Origin of the sequence: Mycolicibacillus koreensis (genome assembly GCF_002104795.1) — a bacterium.
GTDB lineage: Bacteria > Actinomycetota > Actinomycetes > Mycobacteriales > Mycobacteriaceae > Mycobacterium > Mycobacterium koreense.
Map to the genome: position 1 here is coordinate 21,856 of NZ_NCXO01000010.1, position 20,995 is coordinate 42,850.

The 20,995-nt window shown below is 68.0% G+C and carries 17 protein-coding genes; 9 read left to right on the forward strand and 8 right to left on the reverse strand.

The genetic code is table 11. The features are described 5' to 3' along the window. Genes B8W67_RS06630 through B8W67_RS06640 form a run of 3 tightly spaced genes read left to right on the forward strand, consistent with a single transcriptional unit; the run spans nt 1 to nt 3,607 of the window. Entirely contained in the window at nt 1–657 is a 657-nt protein-coding gene (locus B8W67_RS06630) for a hypothetical protein (RefSeq protein ID WP_085303072.1), read from the forward strand. Next, the gene (locus B8W67_RS06635) at nt 657–2,129 is read left to right on the forward strand and encodes a proton-conducting transporter transmembrane domain-containing protein (RefSeq protein ID WP_069391292.1); all 1,473 of its coding nucleotides are present in this window, start codon (nt 657–659) and stop codon (nt 2,127–2,129) included. Before B8W67_RS06630 ends, B8W67_RS06635 begins: the two co-directional genes overlap by 1 nt. Beyond that, the gene (locus tag B8W67_RS06640) at nt 2,129–3,607 is read left to right on the forward strand and encodes a hydrogenase large subunit (RefSeq protein ID WP_085303074.1); all 1,479 of its coding nucleotides are present in this window, start codon (nt 2,129–2,131) and stop codon (nt 3,605–3,607) included. Before B8W67_RS06635 ends, B8W67_RS06640 begins: the two co-directional genes overlap by 1 nt. A 110-nt stretch (nt 3,608–3,717) precedes the next feature. Here the strand turns inward: B8W67_RS06640 and B8W67_RS06645 are convergent, their stop codons facing one another. The 7 genes from B8W67_RS06645 to B8W67_RS06675 form a co-directional block, all read right to left on the reverse strand. After that, nucleotides 3,718–5,328: a serine/threonine-protein kinase PknH/PknJ gene (locus tag B8W67_RS06645; protein ID WP_069391294.1), complete on the reverse strand. Its 1,611-nt coding sequence runs from the start codon at nt 5,326–5,328 to the stop codon at nt 3,718–3,720. A gap of 92 nt (nt 5,329–5,420) precedes the next feature. Then, nucleotides 5,421–6,029 (reverse strand): DUF4333 domain-containing protein, encoded by a 609-nt coding sequence (locus B8W67_RS06650; RefSeq protein WP_085303076.1) that lies wholly within the window; start codon nt 6,027–6,029, stop codon nt 5,421–5,423. A gap of 20 nt (nt 6,030–6,049) precedes the next feature. After that, complete coding sequence (locus B8W67_RS06655) at nt 6,050–7,297, reverse strand: DUF7373 family lipoprotein (RefSeq protein WP_131814645.1); 1,248 nt, start codon at nt 7,295–7,297, stop codon at nt 6,050–6,052. A 99-nt stretch (nt 7,298–7,396) separates the two neighbouring features. Next, complete coding sequence (locus B8W67_RS06660) at nt 7,397–8,560, reverse strand: DUF7373 family lipoprotein (RefSeq protein WP_133056072.1); 1,164 nt, start codon at nt 8,558–8,560, stop codon at nt 7,397–7,399. Between the two features lie 136 nt (nt 8,561–8,696). Further along, nucleotides 8,697–9,899: a DUF7373 family lipoprotein gene (locus tag B8W67_RS06665; RefSeq protein ID WP_133056073.1), complete on the reverse strand. Its 1,203-nt coding sequence runs from the start codon at nt 9,897–9,899 to the stop codon at nt 8,697–8,699. A 47-nt stretch (nt 9,900–9,946) separates the two neighbouring features. Continuing rightward, nucleotides 9,947–11,857 carry a serine/threonine-protein kinase gene (locus B8W67_RS20785; RefSeq protein WP_069391299.1) on the reverse strand — a complete coding sequence of 637 codons (1,911 nt, stop codon included), beginning with the start codon at nt 11,855–11,857 and terminating at the stop codon, nt 9,947–9,949. Nucleotides 11,858–11,900: 43 nt separating this feature from the next. After that, a complete protein-coding gene (locus B8W67_RS06675) occupies nt 11,901–13,091 on the reverse strand; it encodes a DUF7373 family lipoprotein (protein WP_131814648.1) in 1,191 nt (396 codons plus the stop codon). A 241-nt stretch (nt 13,092–13,332) separates the two neighbouring features. Here B8W67_RS06675 and B8W67_RS06680 point away from each other — a divergent pair, with 241 nt between their 5' ends. From B8W67_RS06680 to B8W67_RS06695, 4 genes are all read left to right on the forward strand, one after another. Beyond that, nucleotides 13,333–14,187 carry a hypothetical protein gene (locus tag B8W67_RS06680; protein ID WP_234806684.1) on the forward strand — a complete coding sequence of 285 codons (855 nt, stop codon included), beginning with the start codon at nt 13,333–13,335 and terminating at the stop codon, nt 14,185–14,187. Nucleotides 14,188–14,214: 27 nt separating this feature from the next. After that, nucleotides 14,215–14,916, forward strand: a complete 702-nt coding sequence (locus B8W67_RS06685; protein WP_085303082.1) for a M15 family metallopeptidase — start codon at nt 14,215–14,217, stop codon at nt 14,914–14,916. 45 nt (nt 14,917–14,961) lie between these two features. Then, nucleotides 14,962–15,402: an SRPBCC family protein gene (locus tag B8W67_RS06690; protein WP_069391302.1), complete on the forward strand. Its 441-nt coding sequence runs from the start codon at nt 14,962–14,964 to the stop codon at nt 15,400–15,402. A 93-nt stretch (nt 15,403–15,495) separates the two neighbouring features. Next, nucleotides 15,496–15,957 (forward strand): SRPBCC family protein, encoded by a 462-nt coding sequence (locus tag B8W67_RS06695; RefSeq protein WP_069391303.1) that lies wholly within the window; start codon nt 15,496–15,498, stop codon nt 15,955–15,957. 29 nt (nt 15,958–15,986) lie between these two features. Here B8W67_RS06695 and B8W67_RS06700 read toward each other — a convergent pair whose 3' ends face one another. After that, on the reverse strand, nt 15,987–17,159 hold the full coding sequence (locus B8W67_RS06700) for a pyridoxal phosphate-dependent aminotransferase (protein WP_069391304.1): 1,173 nt from the start codon (nt 17,157–17,159) through the stop codon (nt 15,987–15,989). 207 nt (nt 17,160–17,366) lie between these two features. On the opposite strand from B8W67_RS06700, the gene B8W67_RS06705 reads away from it, so the two are divergent. Further along, on the forward strand, nt 17,367–18,578 hold the full coding sequence (locus B8W67_RS06705; protein ID WP_069391305.1) for an acetyl-CoA C-acetyltransferase: 1,212 nt from the start codon (nt 17,367–17,369) through the stop codon (nt 18,576–18,578). A gap of 17 nt (nt 18,579–18,595) precedes the next feature. Further along, the gene (locus tag B8W67_RS06710) at nt 18,596–20,728 is read left to right on the forward strand and encodes a 3-hydroxyacyl-CoA dehydrogenase NAD-binding domain-containing protein (RefSeq protein WP_069391306.1); all 2,133 of its coding nucleotides are present in this window, start codon (nt 18,596–18,598) and stop codon (nt 20,726–20,728) included. Nucleotides 20,729–20,995 lie beyond the last annotated feature (267 nt).

Consider the following 20,995-nt stretch of genomic DNA (forward strand, 5'->3'; position numbering starts at 1 on the left):
GTGGTCGACTACGTGAGCCTGTTGGACCTCGCGGCCGGAACGGTGCTGCTGGCCGCCGTGCTGATCGTGTGGCGCCGGGACCTGCCCGCGATCGTGCGGCTGCTGGCGCTGCAGGGCGCGGCACTGGCGATGATCCCGATCATCCGCGGTGTACACGACCACGACACGGCGTTGATCGCCGTGGGGATCGCCGTGTTCGGTGTGCGCGCCGTGTTGCTGCCCTGGCTGCTGAGACGGGTGGTCGGCCAGGAACGCCGCGACCAGCGCGAAGCCACCCCGCTGGTCAGCACCGGCGTGTCACTGCTGGTCACCACCGCCCTGGTGATGGTGGCCTTCGCGGTGTCGCGCCCGGTCGTGGCGCTGCAACCGGTGGCGACGACGGCAGCGGCCCCGGCGGCGTTCGCCGTGGTGCTGACGGCGCTGTGGGTGATGACCACCCGTCGGCACGCCATCTCGCAGGCAGCCGGATTTCTCATGCTGGACAACGGGATCACCGCGGCCGCCTTTCTCCTCACCGCCGGTGTCCCGTTGATCGTGGAGTTGGGGGCGTCGCTGGACGTGCTGTTCGCGTTGATCGTGATCGGTGTGCTCACCGGCCGGCTGCGCCGTGCCTTCGGTGACGCCGACCTCGATCGGCTTCAGGAGTTGAGGGACTGATGACCACAGCGATCCTGATCGCGATCGTCGGCCCCGCGGCGGCGGCACTCGTCACGCTGATCGTCGGATGGCGCACATGGTCGGCGACACTGACCGTGGTCGCGGCGCTGGGGGTACTCGGTTGCGGGATCGCCCTGGCCGTCGGCGGCCACGGGACGGGCTGGCGCCATCTGGCCCTCGGGGGGCTGCTGCGTGCCGACGCCCTGTCGGCCACGATGCTGATCGTCATCGGCGTCGTCGGTTCGCTCGCCACCTGGGCGAGCATCGGTTACATCCGAACAGAACTGGCCGACGGCCACACCGATCGTCGCGGTGCGCGCCTCTACGGCGTACTGACGGGGCTGTTCCTGTCGGCGATGGTCCTCGCGGTCTGTGCCAACGACATCGGCGTGGTCTGGGTCGCGATCGAAGCCACCACCGTCGCCACTGCCTTTCTGGTGGGTCACCGCCGGACCCGCACCGCGCTGGAGGCGACCTGGAAGTACGTGATCGTGTGCTCGGTGGGGATCGCGGTGGCGCTGCTGGGGACGGTCCTGCTGTATTTCACCGCGCGCCTGGCCGGTGCCGGCGCGGACAACGCCCTGCATCTCGATGTACTCACCGCCCACGCCGGTGCCCTCGACCCGGCGGTCACCCGACTGGCCGCTGCCCTGCTGCTCATCGGATACGGAGCCAAAGTCGGCCTGGTGCCGTTTCACACCTGGCTGGCCGACGCCCACAGCCAAGCGCCCGCGCCGGTGTCCGCGTTGATGAGCGGTGTGCTGCTGTCGGTGGCGTTTTCGGTGTTGATCCGGATCAAACCCATCATCGACGCCGCAGTGGGGCCGGGATTTCTGCGCGGCGGGTTGCTGGCGGCCGGACTGGCCACGGTATTGGTCGCCGCGCTGTTGCTGACGGTGACCACCGACCTCAAACGGATGCTGGCCTACTCATCGATGGAGAACATGGGCTTGATCGCCGTCGCCGCCGCGGCGGGAACGCGATTGGCGATCGCCGCACTGCTGCTTCATGTTTTGGCCCACGGTGTCGGCAAGACCGTGCTGTTTTTGACCAGCGGACAACTGCAACACGGCTACTCCTCGACCGCGCTGGCCGACATCGGGGGTGTCTTCGAGCGGTCTCGTCTGCTCGGATCCACCTTCATGATCGGCATGATCGCCCTGTTGGGCCTGCCCCCCTTCGCGATGTTCGCCAGCGAGATCTCCATCGCCCGATCCCTGGCCGATGCACAGCTGTCCTGGGTGCTGGCAGTGGTCTTGGTGCTGATCGTCATCGCCTTCGCCGCGCTGACCCGCAACTCGATCCGGGTGATGTTCGCGCCTACCCGTGATGCTCCGGTGGACATCGCGGTCCCGATTCCGGTCGCCGGTGCGCTGGTGGCCGGCGTCGCGCTCACGGTGGTGCTCGGTGTGACGATCGGGCCTCTGGCGGTCCTGTTCGACGCCGCCGGAACCCAGTTCGGGGTGCGTTGATGACGACGCATCGCCAGACCCGCACCGTCGCAGACCGCGAACTCATTGCTGAGGCCCGCAGACTTCTCGATGCGGGCTTCCGCTTGGGTTTGGTCGCCGCACACGACGACGGTGACCGGCTACGGGTGGTGTACCTGTTTCTGGCCGGCAGGCCCGACCGCCGGATCGAGTTGAGCGTCACCACGTCCGCAGACCAACCCCAGGTGCCCTCCCTCGCCGGGCTCTCCTTTCCCGCCGGTCGTTTCGAACGCGAGATGGCCGACCTGTTCGGGATCGCCCCCCTCGGCCATCCACGCCCTTATCGACTGGTCCGCCACGCGCACTGGCCGCAGGACTGGTATCCGATGCGGCGGGACGCTGGACCGCCACCACCGTTCACCTCGACGGCGCGCTACCCCTTCAAGACAGTCGAAGGGCCCGGCGTCTACGAGATCCCGGTCGGCCCGATCCATGCCGGACTCATCGAACCCGGACACTTCCGGTTCTCGGTCGTCGGGGAATCGGTGCTGCGCTTGAAGATCCGGCTGTGGTTCCTGCACCGGGGAGTGGAACGGGCGTTTCAGGGACGACCCGTCGGCGACGCCACGACACTCGCCGAACACATCAGCGGCGACACCTCGGCCGGACATGCGTTGGCGCACAGCCTCGCCGTCGAAGATGCCCTCGGGGTAGCCGTACCGGATGAGGCACAACGACTTCGTGCCCTGCTGGTCGAACTGGAACGAATGTACAACCATGTCGGTGACCTCGGTGCTCTTGCCAACGACGTCAGCCTCGGTCTGGCCAACGCGCACGCCCTGCAGGTGCGGGAGCGCCTGCTACGGATCAACCGGAGCGTCACCGGTCACCGGTTGTTGCGCGGAGCCATCCGGCCCGGAGGCGTGCACCTGCGGGAGCTGCCCGACCCGGACGAGTTGCGCCGCATCGGCGACGACGTCGCCGAGATCGCTGCGTTGACCCTCGGCAACTCCGTCGTCTACGAACGTTTCGCGCGCACCGCGGTACTGCCGGGCGCCGATGCGCGGGTGCTGGGCACCCTGGGCTATGTGGCGCGGGCCAGCGGCGTGAGCACCGACGCCCGCCTGGATCACCCCGTGACAGCGTTGCCGGTCACCGAGGCCGGCGACGACGGCGGCGATGTGCTGGCCCGTTACATTGTTCGCCGCGACGAGGTCGCCGCCTCGGTCGAGTTGGCCTGCCACCTCACCGAGACCCATGGCGGACCGACGGACATCGCCGTGTCGCTACCCGAGAAGGGCCGGGCCGCCGACGGGGTCGGCATCGTGGAGGGCTGGCGCGGCACCATCGTGCACCGCGTCGAAATCGACGCCGACGGCACGCTGACCCGCGCGAAGATCGTCGATCCGTCCTGGTTCAACTGGCCGGCACTGCCGGTCGCCATGACCGACACGATCGTGCCCGACTTTCCGCTGGCGAACAAGAGCTTCAACCAGTCCTATGCGGGAAACGACCTGTGAGTCCGGTGGGGCGTGGCGCACCCGACAGGGCAGGTGCGGCGTGAGGTCGCCCAGGGGGGCCGCACGCGAACCCTCGTGCGTCGTTCGTGGTTCCGGACCCGTCTCGGACCTCAGTGGGGGACCTTTTTGGTGATGGCGCGCAAAACCGTCACCGCCGCGTCGGGCTTCTGCCCGACGTAGGCGAGGACGTCCACCACGATGTTGTTCACCGAGGTCAGCGCGTGCTGGTAGGTCCGGTTGTTGGTGTCGACGGTGGCGGTGGAGGTCACGATGTCGCCGGGGGTCACCGCGCTGATCAGCCAGTTGTAGCCAGGATCGCCGCCCGATCCGCTCACCCCGGCCGATTTGTAGGCGCACTGCTGCCACAGCGTCCGCTGCCGGGCCACGTGCCGGTCGGCCAGCTGCGGTGACGGGAACTCCACCACCGACGCGATGGTTACCGCGCGCTGCTCCGGGGTGGTGTCCGCGAAATTCTCACCGTACTGATCGGTGGCGCCGCTGTTGTTGTAGCTGGCCTTCTGAAGCGGAAACACCGTGCCCACGCAGCTGTCGTTGCCTTCTTTGACGAGCTCTGTCAAAGGCTCGCCGTTCCGCTTCGCCGGGACCCCGGTGGCAGCGGTGACCTCGTCGACCGAGACCATCAGCCCGGGCAGTTCGTCGGCGGACACGGTCGGCACCGCCTCGATGTTGGGGCCGGTCCCGGATGGATCGGTCGGGGAGTCCTTGCCGCCGAGTATCACCCCGGCGGTCACCCCGCCGGCGACCAGCACTCCGACCGCGGTTCCGAACGCGATCAGTTTGCCGCGCCGGCGCCGGGGCGGCGCGGCCGCACCGTCGGCGGAGGCACCGAAGGCGGATCGTGGGGTGACCACGAGTTCGTACTCCTGCAGTGCGTGGCGGGCGGCGGCGGCCAGTGCCCGCCCGGACGGGAACCGGGCTGCGGGATCCTTGGCCATCGCGGTGGCGATCACCGAGTCGAACGCCTGACCCAACGCCCGGTCCGGTCCGCCGACCTGCGGTGGTGGGCGGCGCAGATGCGCTGCGGCCTGCGCGGCCCCGCCGGCGGTGTCGGCGTAGGGGACTTCGCCGGAGAGCAGGTGATACAGCGCGCATCCCAGCGAGTAGAGGTCGGCGCGGTAGTCGATCTGCTGGCCGGAGAGCACCTCCGGGGCCGCGTAGGCCATCGTGGCCATCACCATGTTGGTGCCGGTCAGTCCGGCATCATCGACGGCGCGCGCGATCCCGAAATCGGCCAGCAGCGCCCGCTCGTCCGGCCCGGCCGGCCCGGTGAGCAGGAAGTTCGCCGGTTTAAGGTCACGGTGCAACACCCGATGCGCGTGCGCGTAATCCAAGGCGTCGGCGACCTGGGCGATGAGGTGCACCGCCCGGCGCGGGGTCATGGTGCCGGAGCGGATCGCCGCGTCGGCGTCGATTCCGTCGACGAACTGCATCGCGATCCACAACTGACCGTCCGGGGTTTCGCCGCGGTCGTAGATCGAGACGATGTTGGGGTGGTCCAGGCGGGCGGCGACATCGGCCTCCCGGATGAACCGGGCGCGGAACTTCGGGTCGGCCGACAGCTCCGCGGAGAGCACTTTGAGTGCGTCCAACCGGGGCAGTGCCGGATCGTCCACGGCGTAAATGGTGCCCATACCGCCGGCGCCGATGATCCGGCGCACCCGGTAGCCGGCGACCACCGAGCCGATCGGAAACGTCGTCATCGCCGGTTCACCCCCTGGTGGGTCCCCGTCAACGTCACCGCCTCAACATATCGCCCGCCGCGGCGGCGGTTGTCACCGATCCTCATTCCGGGTCATTGGGGGGTGCCGACCCAGTAACCGCCGCGATCGTCGGCGAACTTGATCTCTACGGTGCGCTTGGCCCCGGCGACGGTCGCCTCGCAGGTGAACGTGGACCCTTGTTTGATCACCGGGTTCTTCCCGTCATTGCAGTGCACGTCGGTGACGTCGCCGGCGCCATAGCCCAGGGTCGGGTCGCTGAGCACTTGGCGTACTCCGCTCTCGGCGTCGTGCACGTCGAGTTGCCGGGTGATCAGAAAGCCGGGCTTCCAGAACCCCAGCACTCCCAACGCGATCGCCGCGACGCCGACCACCGTCAACAGCGCGACCCGTCGCTTCTTCCCACCGAACCGGCGTTCTTTCGTGGCAGTGGAGGGGGTGATGACCGTGGTGGCCTCGGTCCCGGGGGGAAGGCCGCCCTCCGGGCCGGGGGCGTAGCCCGGTTGCGCCGGGGGCGCGACCGGCTGCCCGGGGGAGAACGCCGGTTGTCCGGACGGTGCCGCGGTCGGCTGCCAGGCCTGGGTGGCGGGCGGCTGGCCGGGTTGCGGAGGCTGGCCCGACGGGTTCCCCGGATCGGGCTGCCAGGCGCGGGTGGGCGGCGGTGAATTCGGTGGCTCAGTCATCATTCTCTCCCGTCGGTGGGTTATTTGGCGGTCAGCAGTAGATACTGGGCGGAGGCCTTCTGGACGATTTGCGCCTTCTGTGTCGCGGCCACGTCGACGGCGTAATCACCGACGGTGAACAGGCAGGCGTAGTAGGTTTTGGCGTCATCGGTGCCGGGCTTGTCCTCCTGCTTGTGGCAGCGGGATCCTTCGATGCCGGGCACCGGCTCCATGGCCGCCCACTCGGTGCCGGTGCCCCGGACCTCCGCCCACTTGGCGATGATCTTCTCTGCCCCCGCCGCATCGCGGGCGTGGTACACGTCGGCACCGCTCAACGCGATATCGGTCACCCCGGCGTCGGTGAGCAGTTTCTCGTCGTCGGACGGGTCGTCGGAGTAGCTGAGGAACCCTCGCACCCCGTAGGTTCCAAAACGGAACTTCCCGCGGATGTCGATCTCGGGTTCCATGGTGCGGGCCAGCAATCCGGTGGGATCCAGCGGCAGGTCGGGGATCTTGTCGACCGGGGTGGGTTTGAAGGTGTCGATCAGCGGGATCTGCTTGTCCAGGAAGGCGGTGACCAACCGGGCCGGCTCGTCCTTGTCGGTGGTTGAGTACACCTGCTGAACCAACAGGAACGGACCGTGCGGCGTATAGGAGACCACGGTGACGTTGCCTGAGCCGTAGCGCAATGCGCGGGCATCGGGGTGACCGGCGATGGCGATCGGGTCGAACGAGGGGGTGGTGTTATCGGGGTACCGGTTGGGGTCCGGCCCTCCTTTGACGCCCAGTTCCGTGGCGGCCGCCACGGCATCATCGGGACTCTGGTAGCGCAGCACCGCGGACTGCGCGACGAGGTTATGGTCCCCGCCGCGGGTACGGCTCACCATGAATCCGGTCACGTAGTTGGTGGCGGCGCTCGCGGGGAAGACGGTGTCGAGAATCGTCCCGACCGCGGTGGCGCCCTTGAACGGTCCGTTGAAGACGCTGAGAAGTCCGATTCCGCCGGTGAGATCGGCGTTGACTTCGAACGGCATCGTCATGAAGTCGGCCATCCGGCGGGCCTCGACGTAGATGCCCTGGTCGGCGGCCCTGCCCAGGTCCGGGCGCGGTTCGGTCGGGTAGTTTCCCGGGTTCAGGCCGTCCACGTCGGCGTGGTCCGGACGTTTCGCGACGTGCCCGGGAAGAGTCTGCGAACAGCCGGTCAGTGTCGCCGCACCGAGCGCCAGCAGACTCAGCGTGACGACCAGTCGCGTGGCGACCACCCCGCGCCGGCGCTGGTGCGGTCGCACCGGATTCGGCCGGTAGCCTGGGTGTGCTCGGCGCGGAATCGGTCGGTTCGGTGGCGCGGCCATCATCTTTCGGGTCTCATCATCTCTCTAGTCAACGGGTCACTCGGCGGTCAGCAACAGATACTGGGCGGCGGCCATCTGACGCAGTTTGGTCTTCTGTTTCGCGAACACGTCCACCGCGTAGTCGCCGGCGGTGAACAGGCAGGCGTATGCCGATTCTGCGTCGTCAGTGCCGGGTTTGATCACCTGCTGGTGGCAGCGTGAGCCGTCCAGGCCGGGTATCGCGTCGGCGGGGTCCCAGTCCTGTTCCCGGTCCTCGGCCCAGGCGCTGACGATCTGCTCTGCCCCGGCGGCGTCGCGGGCGTGGTAGACGTCGGTGCCGTTGAACACGATCTCGGTCACCCCTGCCTCGGCAAACAGCTTCTCGTCGGCGAATGGGTCGTCGGAGAAGGCGAGGGACCCGCGCGGTTCGTAGTGTCCATAGTTGAGTCGGTCCCGTTGATCCGGTGCAGGTTCCAGGGTGCGGGCCAGCAATCCGGTGGGATCCAGCGGCAGGTCGGGGATCTTGTCGACCGGGGTGGGTTCGAAGGTGTCGATCAGCGGAATCTGCTTGTCCAGGGTGCGTACCACCAGATCAGCTGCAGCATCCGGGTTTTCGGCGGCCGCTTGCTGGACCAGCACATACGGTCCGTGGGCGGTGAAGATGAGGAGATTGTGGTCCTTCTCCTCCCAGGCGATGCCGCGGCTCTCCGGGCGGCCCGGAATCGCGAGGTGGCGGTCCTGCGGTGCGTCCTCATCAAAGGGGGCTGCGAGTTTCGCTCCCTTGCCCGCTAGTTCGTCGGCTGCGACGCGGGCATCAGCAGGACTCCCGTAGCGCAGCACCGTGTTCTGCAGATACAGGCCGCGGGAACCAGCGCTTGCCCGTTGGACGGTGAATCCGTTGACGAAATTGTTCGCGGCTCCGTCGGGCACCGAGATTCGGAGTGTGCTGCGTAACGAACTCGCGCTCTTGACCACACCGTTGATGGCGCCCTGACTGTAACCGCCGGTGAGGTCCCGGTCGACATCGAACGGCATCGTCACGAAATCGGCCATCCGGCGGGCCTCGACGTAGACGCCCAAGTCTCCGGCTCTGCCCAAGTCCGGACGCGGTTCGGTCGGATAGTTGCCCGCATCCAGCGCGGCGGGGTCCGCGGCCGGTGGCGCGTCGCCGGCGGTCGAGCAGCCGGCCAGCGCCACCGTGGCCGTGGTAAGGATGCTCACCACGGCCACGAACTGCCGGACGGGCAGAGCACGGAGGCGTCGTCCGAGCCGGTGCGCCCCGATGGCGGCCTGCCCGGGAGAGCCATCCCAGGGTGGTGGGTTCGGTGGCGTCGTCATCATCTCTCCGGTCAGTGGATCACTCGGCGGTCAACAACAGGGATTGAGCGGCGGCCATCTGACGCAGATTGGCCACCTGCGCGGCCGTGACGGTGACCGCGTAAGCGTCGACGCTGAAGTTGCAGGTGTAGAGCGTTCGGGCCTCGTCGGTGCCGCGCTTGGACACTTGCTCGTGGCAGCGAATCCCCTCGATGCCGGTAGCCGCGTCAACCGGATTCCAATCCGTGTCCCTGTCCCGGACGTCGGACCACTCGGTGACGATCTGCTTCGCCCCGGCGGCATCGCGGGTCTTGTAGACGTTGGCACCACCGAGGACTAGCTCGGTCACCCCAGCCTCGGCAAACAGTTTCTCGTCGGCGACCGGATCGTCGGAGAAGGTGAGGAAGGCGTGCGGGCCGTAGTGACCGAAAACGAGTTGGGTCTGGCGGTCCGGCGGTGGATCCAATGTTCGGCCCACCAACCCGGTGGGATCCAGTGGGAGGTCGGTGATCTGGTCGGCCGGGGTGGGCTCGAACTCATCGATCAACGGGATTTGCTGGGTCAACGTCTCGGCAATCCACGTCAGAGCCGGGTCTGGATCCGGCTGGGAGTCCAGGAAAGCGCTCTGCACCAACAGGAACGGCCCGTGTGCCGTGTAGGCAACCACGACGGCACGGCCATCCTGCCAGGTCAGGGCGCGGGCATCCGGGTGGTCCGGTATCGCCGTCGGCGTCACCGTCGGCCCGTCCTTGTCGGTGAACCATTGGGGGTCCGGGCCGCCCTTGATACCCAACTCGGTGGCTGCCGCGGCGGCGTCCTCCGGGGTCGTGTAGCGGAGCACAGCATTGCGCAGGGCGCCCGTCTTCTCGGACCATCCACACGTGACGAAACCGGCTACATAGTTGGTGGCGGCGCTCTCCGGGAAGATCGTGTCGAGGTTCGATCCGAGACTCGCGGCGCGGCTGAGGGCACCTTGGTGGTTGCATGGATCGATGAGGCTTGGGTCGATATCGAACGGCATCGTCATGAAGTCGGCCATCCGGCGCGCCTCGACGTAACCGCCCAGGCTTCCGGCCTTACCCAGATCGCGGGGAGTGGTCGGGTAGTTGGCCGGGTCCAGTTCGATGCCGTCGGCGGGCGCCGCCGGTTTCGTCCCGTCACCGGTATTCGAGCAACCGGCCGACACCGTCGTACCGAGCGCGCACAGACATAACGCGGCCAGCAGTCTGCGGGTAAGCGTCATCGGAGCCCTCTCGAACGGCTGTGGGAACGAAAGCCGCCGGTCATCAGTCAGTTCAAACCGGCGTTGATCACCGGAACCAGCGACTCGTTGAGATAGCGGGTCGCGGCGGGGCCGCCGCTGTTCAACGCCGAAATCTGGTCGGGGTCATCGACGATGATGACGGTGTTGGAGCGGGTCTCCAATTGGGTGGGCAGCCCGTAGAAACCGCCGTTACCGGCGTCCTTGTCGGTCCGTAACACCAGCGTCACCGCGGTTTTCCCGAAGTCCCACAGCTTGTCCATGTTGGCCGGTAGCTCGTCGGTGCCATCGGCGCCGGCGGCCATCTTCTCGTTGTAGGTGAACCCAAGGCCGGTGACGTAACCGGCGGGACCGGAATTCGCCAGCAGCGCGGTCACGCCGTCGTCGCCGAACCTGAACACCGAGACGGTCATCTCGGCAAGCTTCGGGTTGTCGGCGCGGATCTTCTCCTGGTCATCCTTGAGTTGTTCACGCAGTTCGGCGGCGGCGGTCTGTTCCCCCAGGACGGCGGTGAGCCAGGACAGTCGCTGGTCGGCGGTGAGCGCCTTCCCGGCAGTCGCCGGGCGGGTGATCGTGGGAGCCACGTCGGCGAGATCGTCGTAGGCCTGCTTGCTGACATCGCCGGTGTCGATGATCAACTCCGGCTTCACCGACTCCAACTTCGAGGCATCGGCGCTGGACAGGATGGTCGGGTTGCCGTGGACGCGGTCGGCCAGCCAGGAGGGCAGTTCCGTGCTGTCAGGGCTGACCAGGGCGACCGGTCGAGCACCCAGCGATACCGCAACATCGGCGTCGGCCAGGGTAAGCGCCGCTATCGAGTCGGGGCGTTTCTCCAGCAGAGTGGATCCGTAGGTGTGTTTGAACGACTGCGCGGGATAGGGCAGCGGTCCGGGTCTGGTGGCCATGAAGACCAGCACCCCGGCAAGTGCGACGGCCACGACCGCCGCCCCGGCACCGAGAAGCCATTTCCGGCGCCGTTTCGGGTCGGATTTCAGTTTGGCGAACGTACCGCTGAACGCACCCGAGGGATAGGTCAGCGCTTCCTGGCCGTGCAAAGTCGTGACGGTGGGACTTGGCACCGGCCGATCCGGCATCCGGTTGTGCAGCATTGCGGCCTGCGCGGCCTCGAAAAGCTCCCTGGCGCTGTCGAATCGATCCTCGGGCCTCTTGGCCATCGCTATCGCCATCACCGCGTTGATCGCCGGCGGCAACTGTGGCGCGAATTCGGTGACCGTCGGCACCGGGCGGGTCAAGTGCGCCATCATGACCGCCGACATGGTGCCGGCGTCCTGGAAAGGGCTGCGCCCGGCTAGCATCCGGAACAGCGCACATCCCAGCGAGTAAAGGTCGGCGCGGTGGTCCACCGGTCGACCCTCGATGGCCTCGGGGGATGCGTAGGCGACGGTGGCCATCATCGAACCGGTGGCGGTCAGCCGGGTCGCCTCCTCCACCGCGCGGGCGATCCCGAAGTCCGCCAACAACACCCGCTCCTGTGGACCGAGCTCACCGGTCAGCAGGAAGTTCGCCGGTTTGATATCGCGGTGCAGCAGTTTGCGTGAGTGCGCGAAGTCCAGCGCCTTGGCGACCTCGCCGATGATGTGCAGGGTCTGATCCACCGGGATCGGACCCCGATCGGCCAGTGCTCCGGCATCGGTGCCGTCGATGAACTGCATGGCGATCCAGAGCCGGCCGTCCTCCGCTTCACCGCGGGTGTAGACCCGCACGATGTTGGGGTGGTCGAGGCTGGCCGCCAGGTCCGCCTCCCGGATGAACCGGGCGCGGAACTCCGGGTCTCCGGAGAGTTCTGCGGAGAGCACCTTCAAGGCGACGCTGCGCGGCAACGTGGGGTGCTTCGCCAGATACACCGTGCCCATGCCGCCGGCGCCGAGCACCCGCTCGATGGTGTATCCGGATACCTGAGCTCCTGCGGGCATGGTCATTGTGGCCTCGCTTCGCTGATCGGGGTGGTCGGGGGACTCGCGGCTACGCCGCAGCCAACATCACGTACTGGGCGGCAAACATGCGTCGTGCCTCGGTACCGTTTGCCGCGCCGGTCTCGATCACATATTTGTCGTAGTTGCCGACACAGCGCGTCGGATAGAGGTCGGTCTTCTCCGGCTTCAGGCATCGTGTGTTCGGCAGGCCGTTGACCGAGTCATCGAGGGTGTAGTTCCGGAAAGCTGTCGAGGAAATCTGGTTGACGAAGTCGTCGGCCACCTGAATCGCCGCGCTGTCATCGCGGGTCTGGTAGACGGAGCTGCCCGCCTGCACGAACTCGGTCAACCCGACGTCATCGAACAGTTCCTGACTGCGTTTCGGGTTCATCATGAAGTGCAGCGCCCCGTGCGGACCGTAGACGCCGGCATTGGGTGACCTGGTGCCCTTCACCACCGGCAGGGTGCGCGCCATCAACCCATTGGGATCGAGCGGCAGATCGGCGAGCTTGTCGACGGGGGTCGGTGTGAAGTCCTTCAATGCCGCGAGTTGCTTGTCCACCGCGGCGGTCAGCAACTTGACGGCGCCCTCGACGTTGCTGTCGCGGTAGGCGGACTCGGCGTAGTACACCAACACATACGGGCCATCGGCCTGATAGCCGAACACCGAACCGCGGCTTCCGGTGTCGGCGCTGAACGCAGCCAGATCGGGGTGGTCGGGAATCGGGTGGGGGTGCCGCGCCGGGTCCCCGTCCTTCTCATCGTGGTCGGACGCCGCGACCATCGCCTCGACGGCCGACTTGGCGTCTTCCGGTGTGGCGAACCGGACCACCGCCTCCTTGAGTTTGATCAGACCGTTGGTCTGCGGGGACTGGGCGGAATCCCCGAACCCGGCGATCAGGCGGTCGCCCGCCAGCTGCTCCCCGATCACCCGGCTGACACCGAGGTCCTCGATGAAGTAGGACGAACCGATGCCGTCGGTGCCGGTGATCAACCCGGCGGTATCACCCGAACCGGTCAACGAGGGATCGACTTCGAACGGCACCAACACCACCTCGGCCATTCGACGGGCCTCCGCGCGGGCGCCGTCGTCCCGGTTTCCTGCCGTGCCCAGGGGTTCGCTCGGCTTCGTCGGGTAGTTCCCGGTGTCCAGCAGGCTGAGGTTGACGTTCTGGTCTGCATACGGGTCACGCACCCCGATTCCGGGGTAGACCGTGGTGCAGCCACTGAGCAAAATCATTGATGCCGCCAAGGTGGCCGCACGCGACACGGTGAACCTCACGGTTTCCTCTCGATCGAACTCATCGGACGGGTGTGCAGGATTCCGCTTCCCGGCGGACGTCACCGCTGTGAGAATCTACCCGCCGGTAGCGGGGCGGCGGTACACAAATTCTCAACAACGTCAGGACGGCGCCGTTCTGCGGGGACGAACAGGCGTTACGGAGTCGGCGCCAGGTCGGGTTTGCTGCTCTACTGAGGCGGTGACGACACTGAGGATGAGGCTTCGCGAGCTGCCCGCCGCCGTGCTGCTGATCGGGCTGGTCGCGCTCGGCGGACCGGTCGGCTGCGGCCGCGATGACACCGCGGTCGCCCCGACCGAAATGTCGCCGCCGCCCGGTTCGGTGGATCTTGCGGGCGACTTCGCCGCGATGCAGGCCGACCTGCCCGCCGGGGCCGTCGGGGTGGCCGTCGTCGCCGACGGTGCCGAACAGCGCTTCGGTGACTGGTCGTCCGGGGCGGCCTGGTCGACGATCAAGGTGGCGATCTCGGTCGCGGCGCTGCGGGTGGACGCCGCGGCTGCCAAGCCGTTAGTCGACCGCGCCATCACCGCCTCCGACAACGACGCCGCGATGGCGCTGTGGCAGTTGCTGGGGGACCCCGCCGACGCCGGTGCGCAGGTCCACGCGGTGCTCGCCGAGGGCGCCAGCGCCGACACCGTGGTGCAGACCCGCCAGGTCTATCCGCCCTACAGCCCGTTCGGGCAGACCCAGTGGGCGCAGACCGACGCCGCCCGGTTCGCCTTCACGCTGCCGTGCGTGCCCGACGCCGCCCCGGTGCTCGAGCGGATGCGTCACATCAGCGCCGCCCAACAGTGGGGCCTGGCCGCCGACGACACCCCCAGCAAGGGCGGCTGGGGCCCCGACCGCGACGGCGGCTACCTGGTACGCCAGGTGGCGCTGCTTCCCGCCGCCACCGGCACGCTCGGGGTGGCGTTGGCCGCCGACCCCGACGACGGCAGTTTCACCACCGGGGTGGCCATGCTCGACACGCTCGGCGACTGGGTACGCGCCCACCGGGACGCCTGGCCGGGTGGGCACTGCACACCCCCGCGGTGACTCCCGCGATCGCCTACGGTGACAGCCATGGTGCGGGTGATGGTGGCGGTGTTGCTCGGGGTGCTCGCCGGCGGGGTGTCAGCCTGGCCGGCCCGTGCCGATGTCCCAGCCGATGTCCCGCCGGTGAGCCCCGCCGCGGCCGCCGACGGTCTCGTCGACGTGCGCACCGTGGTGGCTGACGCGGTGATCGACCTGCGCTACGCCACGCCCGACAATTTCACCGGGGTGCAGCTGTATCCCGCCGACGCACGTTGTCTGGTGCACGAGTCGATGGCCCCGGGGCTGGCCACCGCAGCGGCGACGCTGCGCGCCGGCGGTGAGCGGCTGGTGTTCTGGGACTGCTACCGGCCGCACGCGGTGCAGGTCCGCATGTTCGAGGTGGTGCCCGACCCCGCCTGGGTGGCCCGGCCCGGGTCGGCGGCCCGCAGCCATGAGGCGGGGCGGTCGGTCGACGTCACCGTGGCTGCGGTGCACAGCCCCTGCGCGCCGCAGCGCCGCCTCGGCGCGGATCTGTGCCTGCTAGACATGGGCACCGGCTTCGACGACTTCACCCCCCGCGCCCACGCCGGGGCGACCGACGGTCTCAGCGCCGAGGTGTTGCGCAACCGGGCTCGGCTGGCCGCGGCGATGGAGGCGGGCGGGCTGAGCGTGTACTCGGGGGAGTGGTGGCACTTCGACGGCCCCGGCGCCGGGGTGGACCGCCCGTTTCTCAGCGCACCGGTCAACTGAGCAAAACCGTCCCCACCCCAACGGCGCCCGCTAAGGTTTGCAGCCATGGCAGTGAAGGATTCCCGCGAAGTCGTCATCGAGGCCTCCCCCGAGGAGATTTTGGCGGTGATCGCCGACGTCGAGTCCACCCCGACGTGGTCGCCGCAGTATCAGAGTGCGGAAGTACTCGACACCTACGACGACGGTCGGCCCCGGCAGGTCAAGATGACGATCAAGGCCGCCGGCCTCACCGATGAACAGGTCGTGGAGTACACCTGGGGAGACAACGAGGTGAGCTGGACGCTGGTGTCGGCCGGGCAACTGAAATCCCAGGACGCCAAATACACCCTGACCCCGCAGGGGGACAAGACCGGGGTGCGCTTCGACATGGAGATCGACCTGGCGGTCAAACTGCCCGGCTTCCTGGTCAAGCGGACCATGAAGGGCGGCATGGAGACCGCGACCGACGGCCTGCGCAAGCAGGTGCTGAAGGTCAAAAAGGGCTGACAGCCGAGATTTTCGCCGGCCGTGTCGCGGACCCGGTGACCGGTTGGCCGCAAACGCGGCCGGCTGCCGCGAAGCGGACTACCGTGGTAGTCGATGGCTGTACGAGCATCCCGTGAGGTGAGCATCGACGCCCCGGTGGACACGATCCTGCGGGCGCTGGCCGACGTCGAGTTGTTGACGTCGTGGTCGCCGGTGCACAAGCGCGTCGAGGTCCTCGACACCTACCCCGACGGCCGGCCGCACCACGTGCGTGCCACCGTGAAAATCCTCGGGCTGGTCGACAAGGAGATCCTGGAATACCACTGGGGTCCCACCTGGGTGATCTGGGACGCCAAATCCACCTTCCAGCAGCGGGCCCAGCATGTGGAGTACAACCTGCGTGCCGAGGGCGTGGATCGCACCCGGGTGCGCTTCGACATCACCGTGGAGCCGTCCGGGCCGATCCCGGCGTTCATCGTCAAACGCGCCAGCAAACTCGTGTTGGAGACCGCCACCGAGCGGTTGCGCGACCAGGTGATGACCGGGCTGGCCGCCAAACACGCCGGTGGCGGCTGACCGGGGCAATACACCCCAGGTCATTAACCCTAGCCGCGCAGCGCCGCCAGCCGGTCCAGCCCCTCGGCGATGGTGGCGTCACGTTTGCAGAACGTGAACCGCACGAGGTGTTTCCACCGGTGGAAATGCGGGGCGTCCGGGTCGCAGAACGCCGCCATCGGAATCGCCGCCACCCCGACCCGTTCGGGCAGTTCAGCGCAGAATGCGGCTCCGTCGTCGTGGCCCAGCGGGCGCGGATCGGCGCAGAGGAAATAGGTGCCGACGCTGTCGTGCACCGCGAACCCGATCTGCGCCAGCCCGGCGGCCAACCGGTCGCGGCGGCGCCGGTGCACCCGCCGCTGGTCGGCCACCCAGGCGTCCTCGGTGTTGAGTGCCAACGCCACCGCCGGCTGAAACGGCGCGCCCGCGGAGTAGCTGAGGTACTGCTTGGCCGCGCGCACCCCGGCCAAAAGATCGGCCGGCCCGCACGCCCAGCCGATCTTCCAGCCGGTGCAGCTGAACATCTTCGCCGCGCTGGAGATGCTGACGGTGCGCTGCGCCATGCCCGGGAAGGCGGCCAGCGGCCGATGCCGGTGACCGTCGAACACCAGGTGCTCATAGACCTCGTCGGTGATCACCAGCAGGTCCGCCTCGACCGCCAGCGCGGCCAGCCCGGCCAGTTCGGTCTCGGAGAACACCGCCCCGGTGGGATTGTGCGGGGAGTTCACGATCAGTGCGCGCGTCGTCGGGGTGAGCGCGGCGCGCAGCGCATCGAGATCGAGGGCGAATCCGGCGCCGTCGGCGACCATCGGCACCGCCACCCGCCGGGCGCCGGCCATCGCGATCGCCGGGGAGTAGGAATCGTAGAACGGTTCGATGACCAGCACGTCGCTGCCGGGTTCCACCAGGCCGATCACCGCGGCCGCGATGGCCTCGGTCGCCCCGACGGTGACCAGAATCTCGGTCTGCGGGTCGTAGTCGATGCCGTAGTGGCGGGAGCGGTGCGCCGCGATCGCCTCCCGCAACTCCAGGGTGCCCATGCCGGGCGGATACTGGTTGACCCCGCCCGCGATCGCCGCGCGGGCCGCGGCCAGCATCGCCGCCGGGCCGTCCTCGTCGGGGAAACCCTGGCCGAGGTTGACCGCCCCGACCTGGGCCGCCAGTGCCGACACCTCGGCGAAGATCGTGGTGGCCGTGTAGGGCTGCAGACGCGAGACCGTCATGGTCGTCGAGGGTATCGGCACCGGGGCCCCGGGGCTCGCACCACGGCCCGGGGGCTCGTACCCCGGTGCGGGGGCTCGTACCACCGACCAACCAACAGGTTGATAGATTGCCCCTGTTAGCCTGGCGAGGCAGGGACTACGCTCCCTCGTACACGGCTCTGCGAAGTGCAACAGCGAGTTCAACAGCGATTGGAAGAAGAGACGGCCATGTCCGACGAAGCCTTCATCTACGAGGCCATCCGAACCCCGCGCGGCAAGCAGCGAAACGGCTCGCTGACCGAGGTCAAACCGCTCAACCTGGTGGTCGGGCTGGTGCGCGAGCTGCGCAACCGGTTCCCCGACCTCGACGAGACCCTGATCAGCGACGTCGTCCTCGGGGTGGTCTCCCCGGTGGGTGACCAGGGTGGGGACATCGCGCGTACCGCGGTGCTCGCCGCCGGGCTGCCCGACACCACCGGCGGGGTGCAGCTCAACCGGTTCTGCGCCTCCGGGCTCGAGGCGGTCAACATCGCCGCCCAGAAGGTGCGCTCCGGCTGGGACGACCTGGTGCTGGCCGGCGGTGTCGAGTCGATGAGCCGGGTGCCGATGGGCTCCGACGGCGGCGCCTGGGCGCTGGACCCGGAGACCAACTACAGCGTCGGTTTCGTGCCGCAGGGCATCGGAGCGGACCTGATCGCCACCATCGAAGGGTTCTCCCGCGAGGACGTCGACGCCTACGCGCTGAGCAGCCAGCAGAAGGCCGCCGCGGCGTGGTCCGGCGGCTACTTCGCCAAATCGGTGGTGCCGGTGCGCGACCAGAACGGTCTGGTCGTCCTCGACCACGACGAGCACATGCGCCCGGACTCCACACTGGAGGGCCTCGGCAAGCTCAAGACCGCCTTCGACGGGATCGGCGAGATGGGCGGGTTCGACGCGGTGGCGCTGCAGAAGTACCACTACGTGGAGAAGATCAACCACGTGCACACCGGGGGTAACAGCTCCGGCATCGTCGACGGCGCCGCGCTGGTGCTCGTTGGTAGCGAAAAGGCCGGCACGTCGCAGGGGCTGACCCCGCGGGCGCGGATCGTGGCCACCGCCACCAGCGGTTCGGACCCGGTCATCATGCTCACCGGTCCGACCCCGGCGACCCGCAAGGTGCTCGACCGTGCCGGACTGACCGTCGATGACATCGACCTGTTCGAGCTGAACGAGGCCTTCGCCTCGGTGGTGATGAAGTTCCAGAAGGACCTGAACATCCCCGACGAGAAACTCAACGTCAACGGTGGCGCCATCGCGATGGGCCACCCGCTGGGCGCCACCGGCGCCATGATCACCGGAACCATGGTCGACGAACTGGAGCGCCGGGGTGCCCGCCGTGCGCTGATCACGTTGTGCGTCGGCGGCGGCATGGGCGTGGCCACCATCATTGAGCGAGTCTGAGAGGGTTTCGAACAACAATGGCAGAGAACACCATTCAGTGGGACAAGGATGCCGACGGCATCGTCACCCTGACGTTGGACGACCCCACGGGCTCGGCCAACGTCATGAACGAGCACTACACCGAGTCGATGGACAAGGCCGTGGAACGCCTTGTCGCCGAGAAGGATTCGATCAGCGGCGTGGTCATCACCAGCGCCAAGAAGACCTTCTTCGCCGGCGGTGACCTCAAGGCGATGATCCAGGTCGGCCCGGACAACGCCCAGCAGGCGTTCGACCAGGTCGAGCACATCAAGAAGGCGCTGCGCACCCTGGAGACCCTCGGCAAGCCGGTGGTCGCTGCGATCAACGGCGCGGCGCTCGGCGGTGGGCTGGAGATCGCGCTGGCCTGTCACCGCCGCATCGCCGCCGACGTCAAGGGCAGCCAGCTCGGCCTGCCCGAAGTGACGTTGGGTCTGCTGCCCGGCGGTGGCGGGGTCACCCGCACCGTGCGCATGTTCGGCATCCAGAAGGCGTTCATGGAGGTGCTCAGCCAGGGCACCCGGTTCAAGCCCGCCAAGGCCAAAGAGATCGGCCTGGTCGACGAGCTGGTCGACACCGTCGAGGAGCTGGTGCCCGCGGCCAAGGCCTGGATCAAGGCCAACCCCGACGGTGGCGTGCAGCCGTGGGACGCCAAGGGCTACAAGATGCCCGGCGGCACCCCGAGCTCACCCGGGCTGGCGCAGATCCTGCCGTCGTTCCCGGCGTTGCTGAAAAAGCAGCTCAAGGGCTCCCCGATGCCCGCGCCGCGCGCGATCCTCGACGCCGCCGTCGAGGGCGCTGCGGTGGACTTCGATGCGGCCAGCCGCATCGAGAGCCGCTACTTCACGTCGCTGGTCACCGGTCAGGTGGCCAAGAACATGATCCAGGCGTTCTTCTTCGACCTGCAGACCATCAACAACGGCGGCAGCCGGCCCGATGGCATCGGACAGACCCCGATCACGAAGGTCGGTGTGCTCGGCGCGGGCATGATGGGTGCCGGCATCGCCTACGTGTCGGCCAAGGCCGGCTACGAGGTGGTCCTCAAGGACGTGTCGCTGGAAGCCGCCCAGAAGGGCAAGGGCTACTCGGAGAAGCTGGAAGAAAAGGCGCTCTCGCGCGGGCGGACCACCGAGGAGAAATCCAAGGCCCTGCTCGACAAGATCACGCCGACCGCCGACCCGGCCGATTTGGCCGGCGTCGACTTCGTGATCGAAGCCGTCTTCGAGAACCAGGACCTCAAGCACAAGGTCTTCCAGGAGATCGAGGACGTCGTCGAGCCCAACGCGGTGCTCGGGTCGAACACCTCCACGCTGCCGATCACCGGTCTGGCGACCGGGGTGAAGCGCCAGGAGGACTTCATCGGGATCCACTTCTTCTCCCCGGTCGACAAGATGCCGCTGGTGGAGATCATCAAGGGGGAGAAGACCTCCGATGAGACGCTGGCGCGGGTCTTCGACTACGTGCTCGCGATCCGCAAGACCCCGATCGTCGTCAACGACTCGCGCGGCTTCTACACCTCGCGGGTGATCGGCACCTTCATCAACGAGGCGCTGGCGATGCTCGGTGAGGGTGTGGAGCCGGCCAGCATCGAGCAGGCCGGCAGCCAGGCCGGCTACCCGGCGCCGCCGCTGCAACTCTCCGACGAGCTCAACCTGGAGTTGATGCACAAGATCGCGGTCGCGACCCGTGAGGGCATCGAGGCAGCCGGGGGCACCTACGAGAAGCAGATGAACGAGATCGTCGTGGAGAAGATGATCGAGATCGGCCGTCCCTCGCGGCTCAAGGGTGCGGGCTTCTACGAGTACGTCGACGGCAAGCGGGTCGGCCTGTGGCCGGGCCTCAAAGAGGTGTTCAACAGCGGATCCACCCAGATCCCGCTGCAGGACATGATCGACCGGATGCTGTTCGCCGAGGTGCTCGAGACCCAGAAGTGCCTCGACGAAGGGGTCCTGACCTCGACCGCCGACGCCAACATCGGCGCCATCATGGGCATCGGGTTTCCGCCGTGGACCGGCGGCACCGCTCAGTACATCGCCGGCTACCCCGGCGGGCAGGCCGGATTCGTCGCCCGCGCCAAGGAGTTGGCCGCCAAGTACGGCGACCGGTTCACCCCGCCGAGTTCGCTGCTGTAGGTACGTTTCCCGCAGGAGTCCCCCAAGCCTGTGGCTTGGGGGACTCCTGCGGTTCTGGGGTTTAGCGGGGTTTAGCGGGTCGCCGCACCGGCGCCGGGCTCCCGGGGCCCTTCGCCCAACGTGAAGTTGGCTTCACGCTCGAGCGCGAACGTGAGGCTGTGTTCACACTCGACGGTGAGGGGTCGGGCGGGCCCCGCCGCCGAGCCGGCCGCAGGATCACGGCGGCCGTTGTGGGCGAATCGGCGTGCGCCCCGATGTTGTGACGTA

Coding starts and splice junctions, on each gene's coding strand:
- B8W67_RS06635 (WP_069391292.1), top strand. CDS start 657: ATGACCACAGCGATCCTGATCGCGATCGTCGGCCCCGCGGCGGCGGCA.
- B8W67_RS06640 (WP_085303074.1), top strand. CDS start 2,129: ATGACGACGCATCGCCAGACCCGCACCGTCGCAGACCGCGAACTCATT.
- B8W67_RS06645 (WP_069391294.1), bottom strand. CDS start 5,328: ATGACGACGTTTCCGATCGGCTCGGTGGTCGCCGGCTACCGGGTGCGC.
- B8W67_RS06650 (WP_085303076.1), bottom strand. CDS start 6,029: ATGACTGAGCCACCGAATTCACCGCCGCCCACCCGCGCCTGGCAGCCC.
- B8W67_RS06665 (WP_133056073.1), bottom strand. CDS start 9,899: ATGACGCTTACCCGCAGACTGCTGGCCGCGTTATGTCTGTGCGCGCTC.
- B8W67_RS20785 (WP_069391299.1), bottom strand. CDS start 11,857: ATGACCATGCCCGCAGGAGCTCAGGTATCCGGATACACCATCGAGCGG.
- B8W67_RS06675 (WP_131814648.1), bottom strand. CDS start 13,091: ATGATTTTGCTCAGTGGCTGCACCACGGTCTACCCCGGAATCGGGGTG.
- B8W67_RS06685 (WP_085303082.1), top strand. CDS start 14,215: ATGGTGCGGGTGATGGTGGCGGTGTTGCTCGGGGTGCTCGCCGGCGGG.
- B8W67_RS06690 (WP_069391302.1), top strand. CDS start 14,962: ATGGCAGTGAAGGATTCCCGCGAAGTCGTCATCGAGGCCTCCCCCGAG.
- B8W67_RS06695 (WP_069391303.1), top strand. CDS start 15,496: ATGGCTGTACGAGCATCCCGTGAGGTGAGCATCGACGCCCCGGTGGAC.
- B8W67_RS06700 (WP_069391304.1), bottom strand. CDS start 17,159: ATGACGGTCTCGCGTCTGCAGCCCTACACGGCCACCACGATCTTCGCC.
- B8W67_RS06705 (WP_069391305.1), top strand. CDS start 17,367: ATGTCCGACGAAGCCTTCATCTACGAGGCCATCCGAACCCCGCGCGGC.
- B8W67_RS06710 (WP_069391306.1), top strand. CDS start 18,596: ATGGCAGAGAACACCATTCAGTGGGACAAGGATGCCGACGGCATCGTC.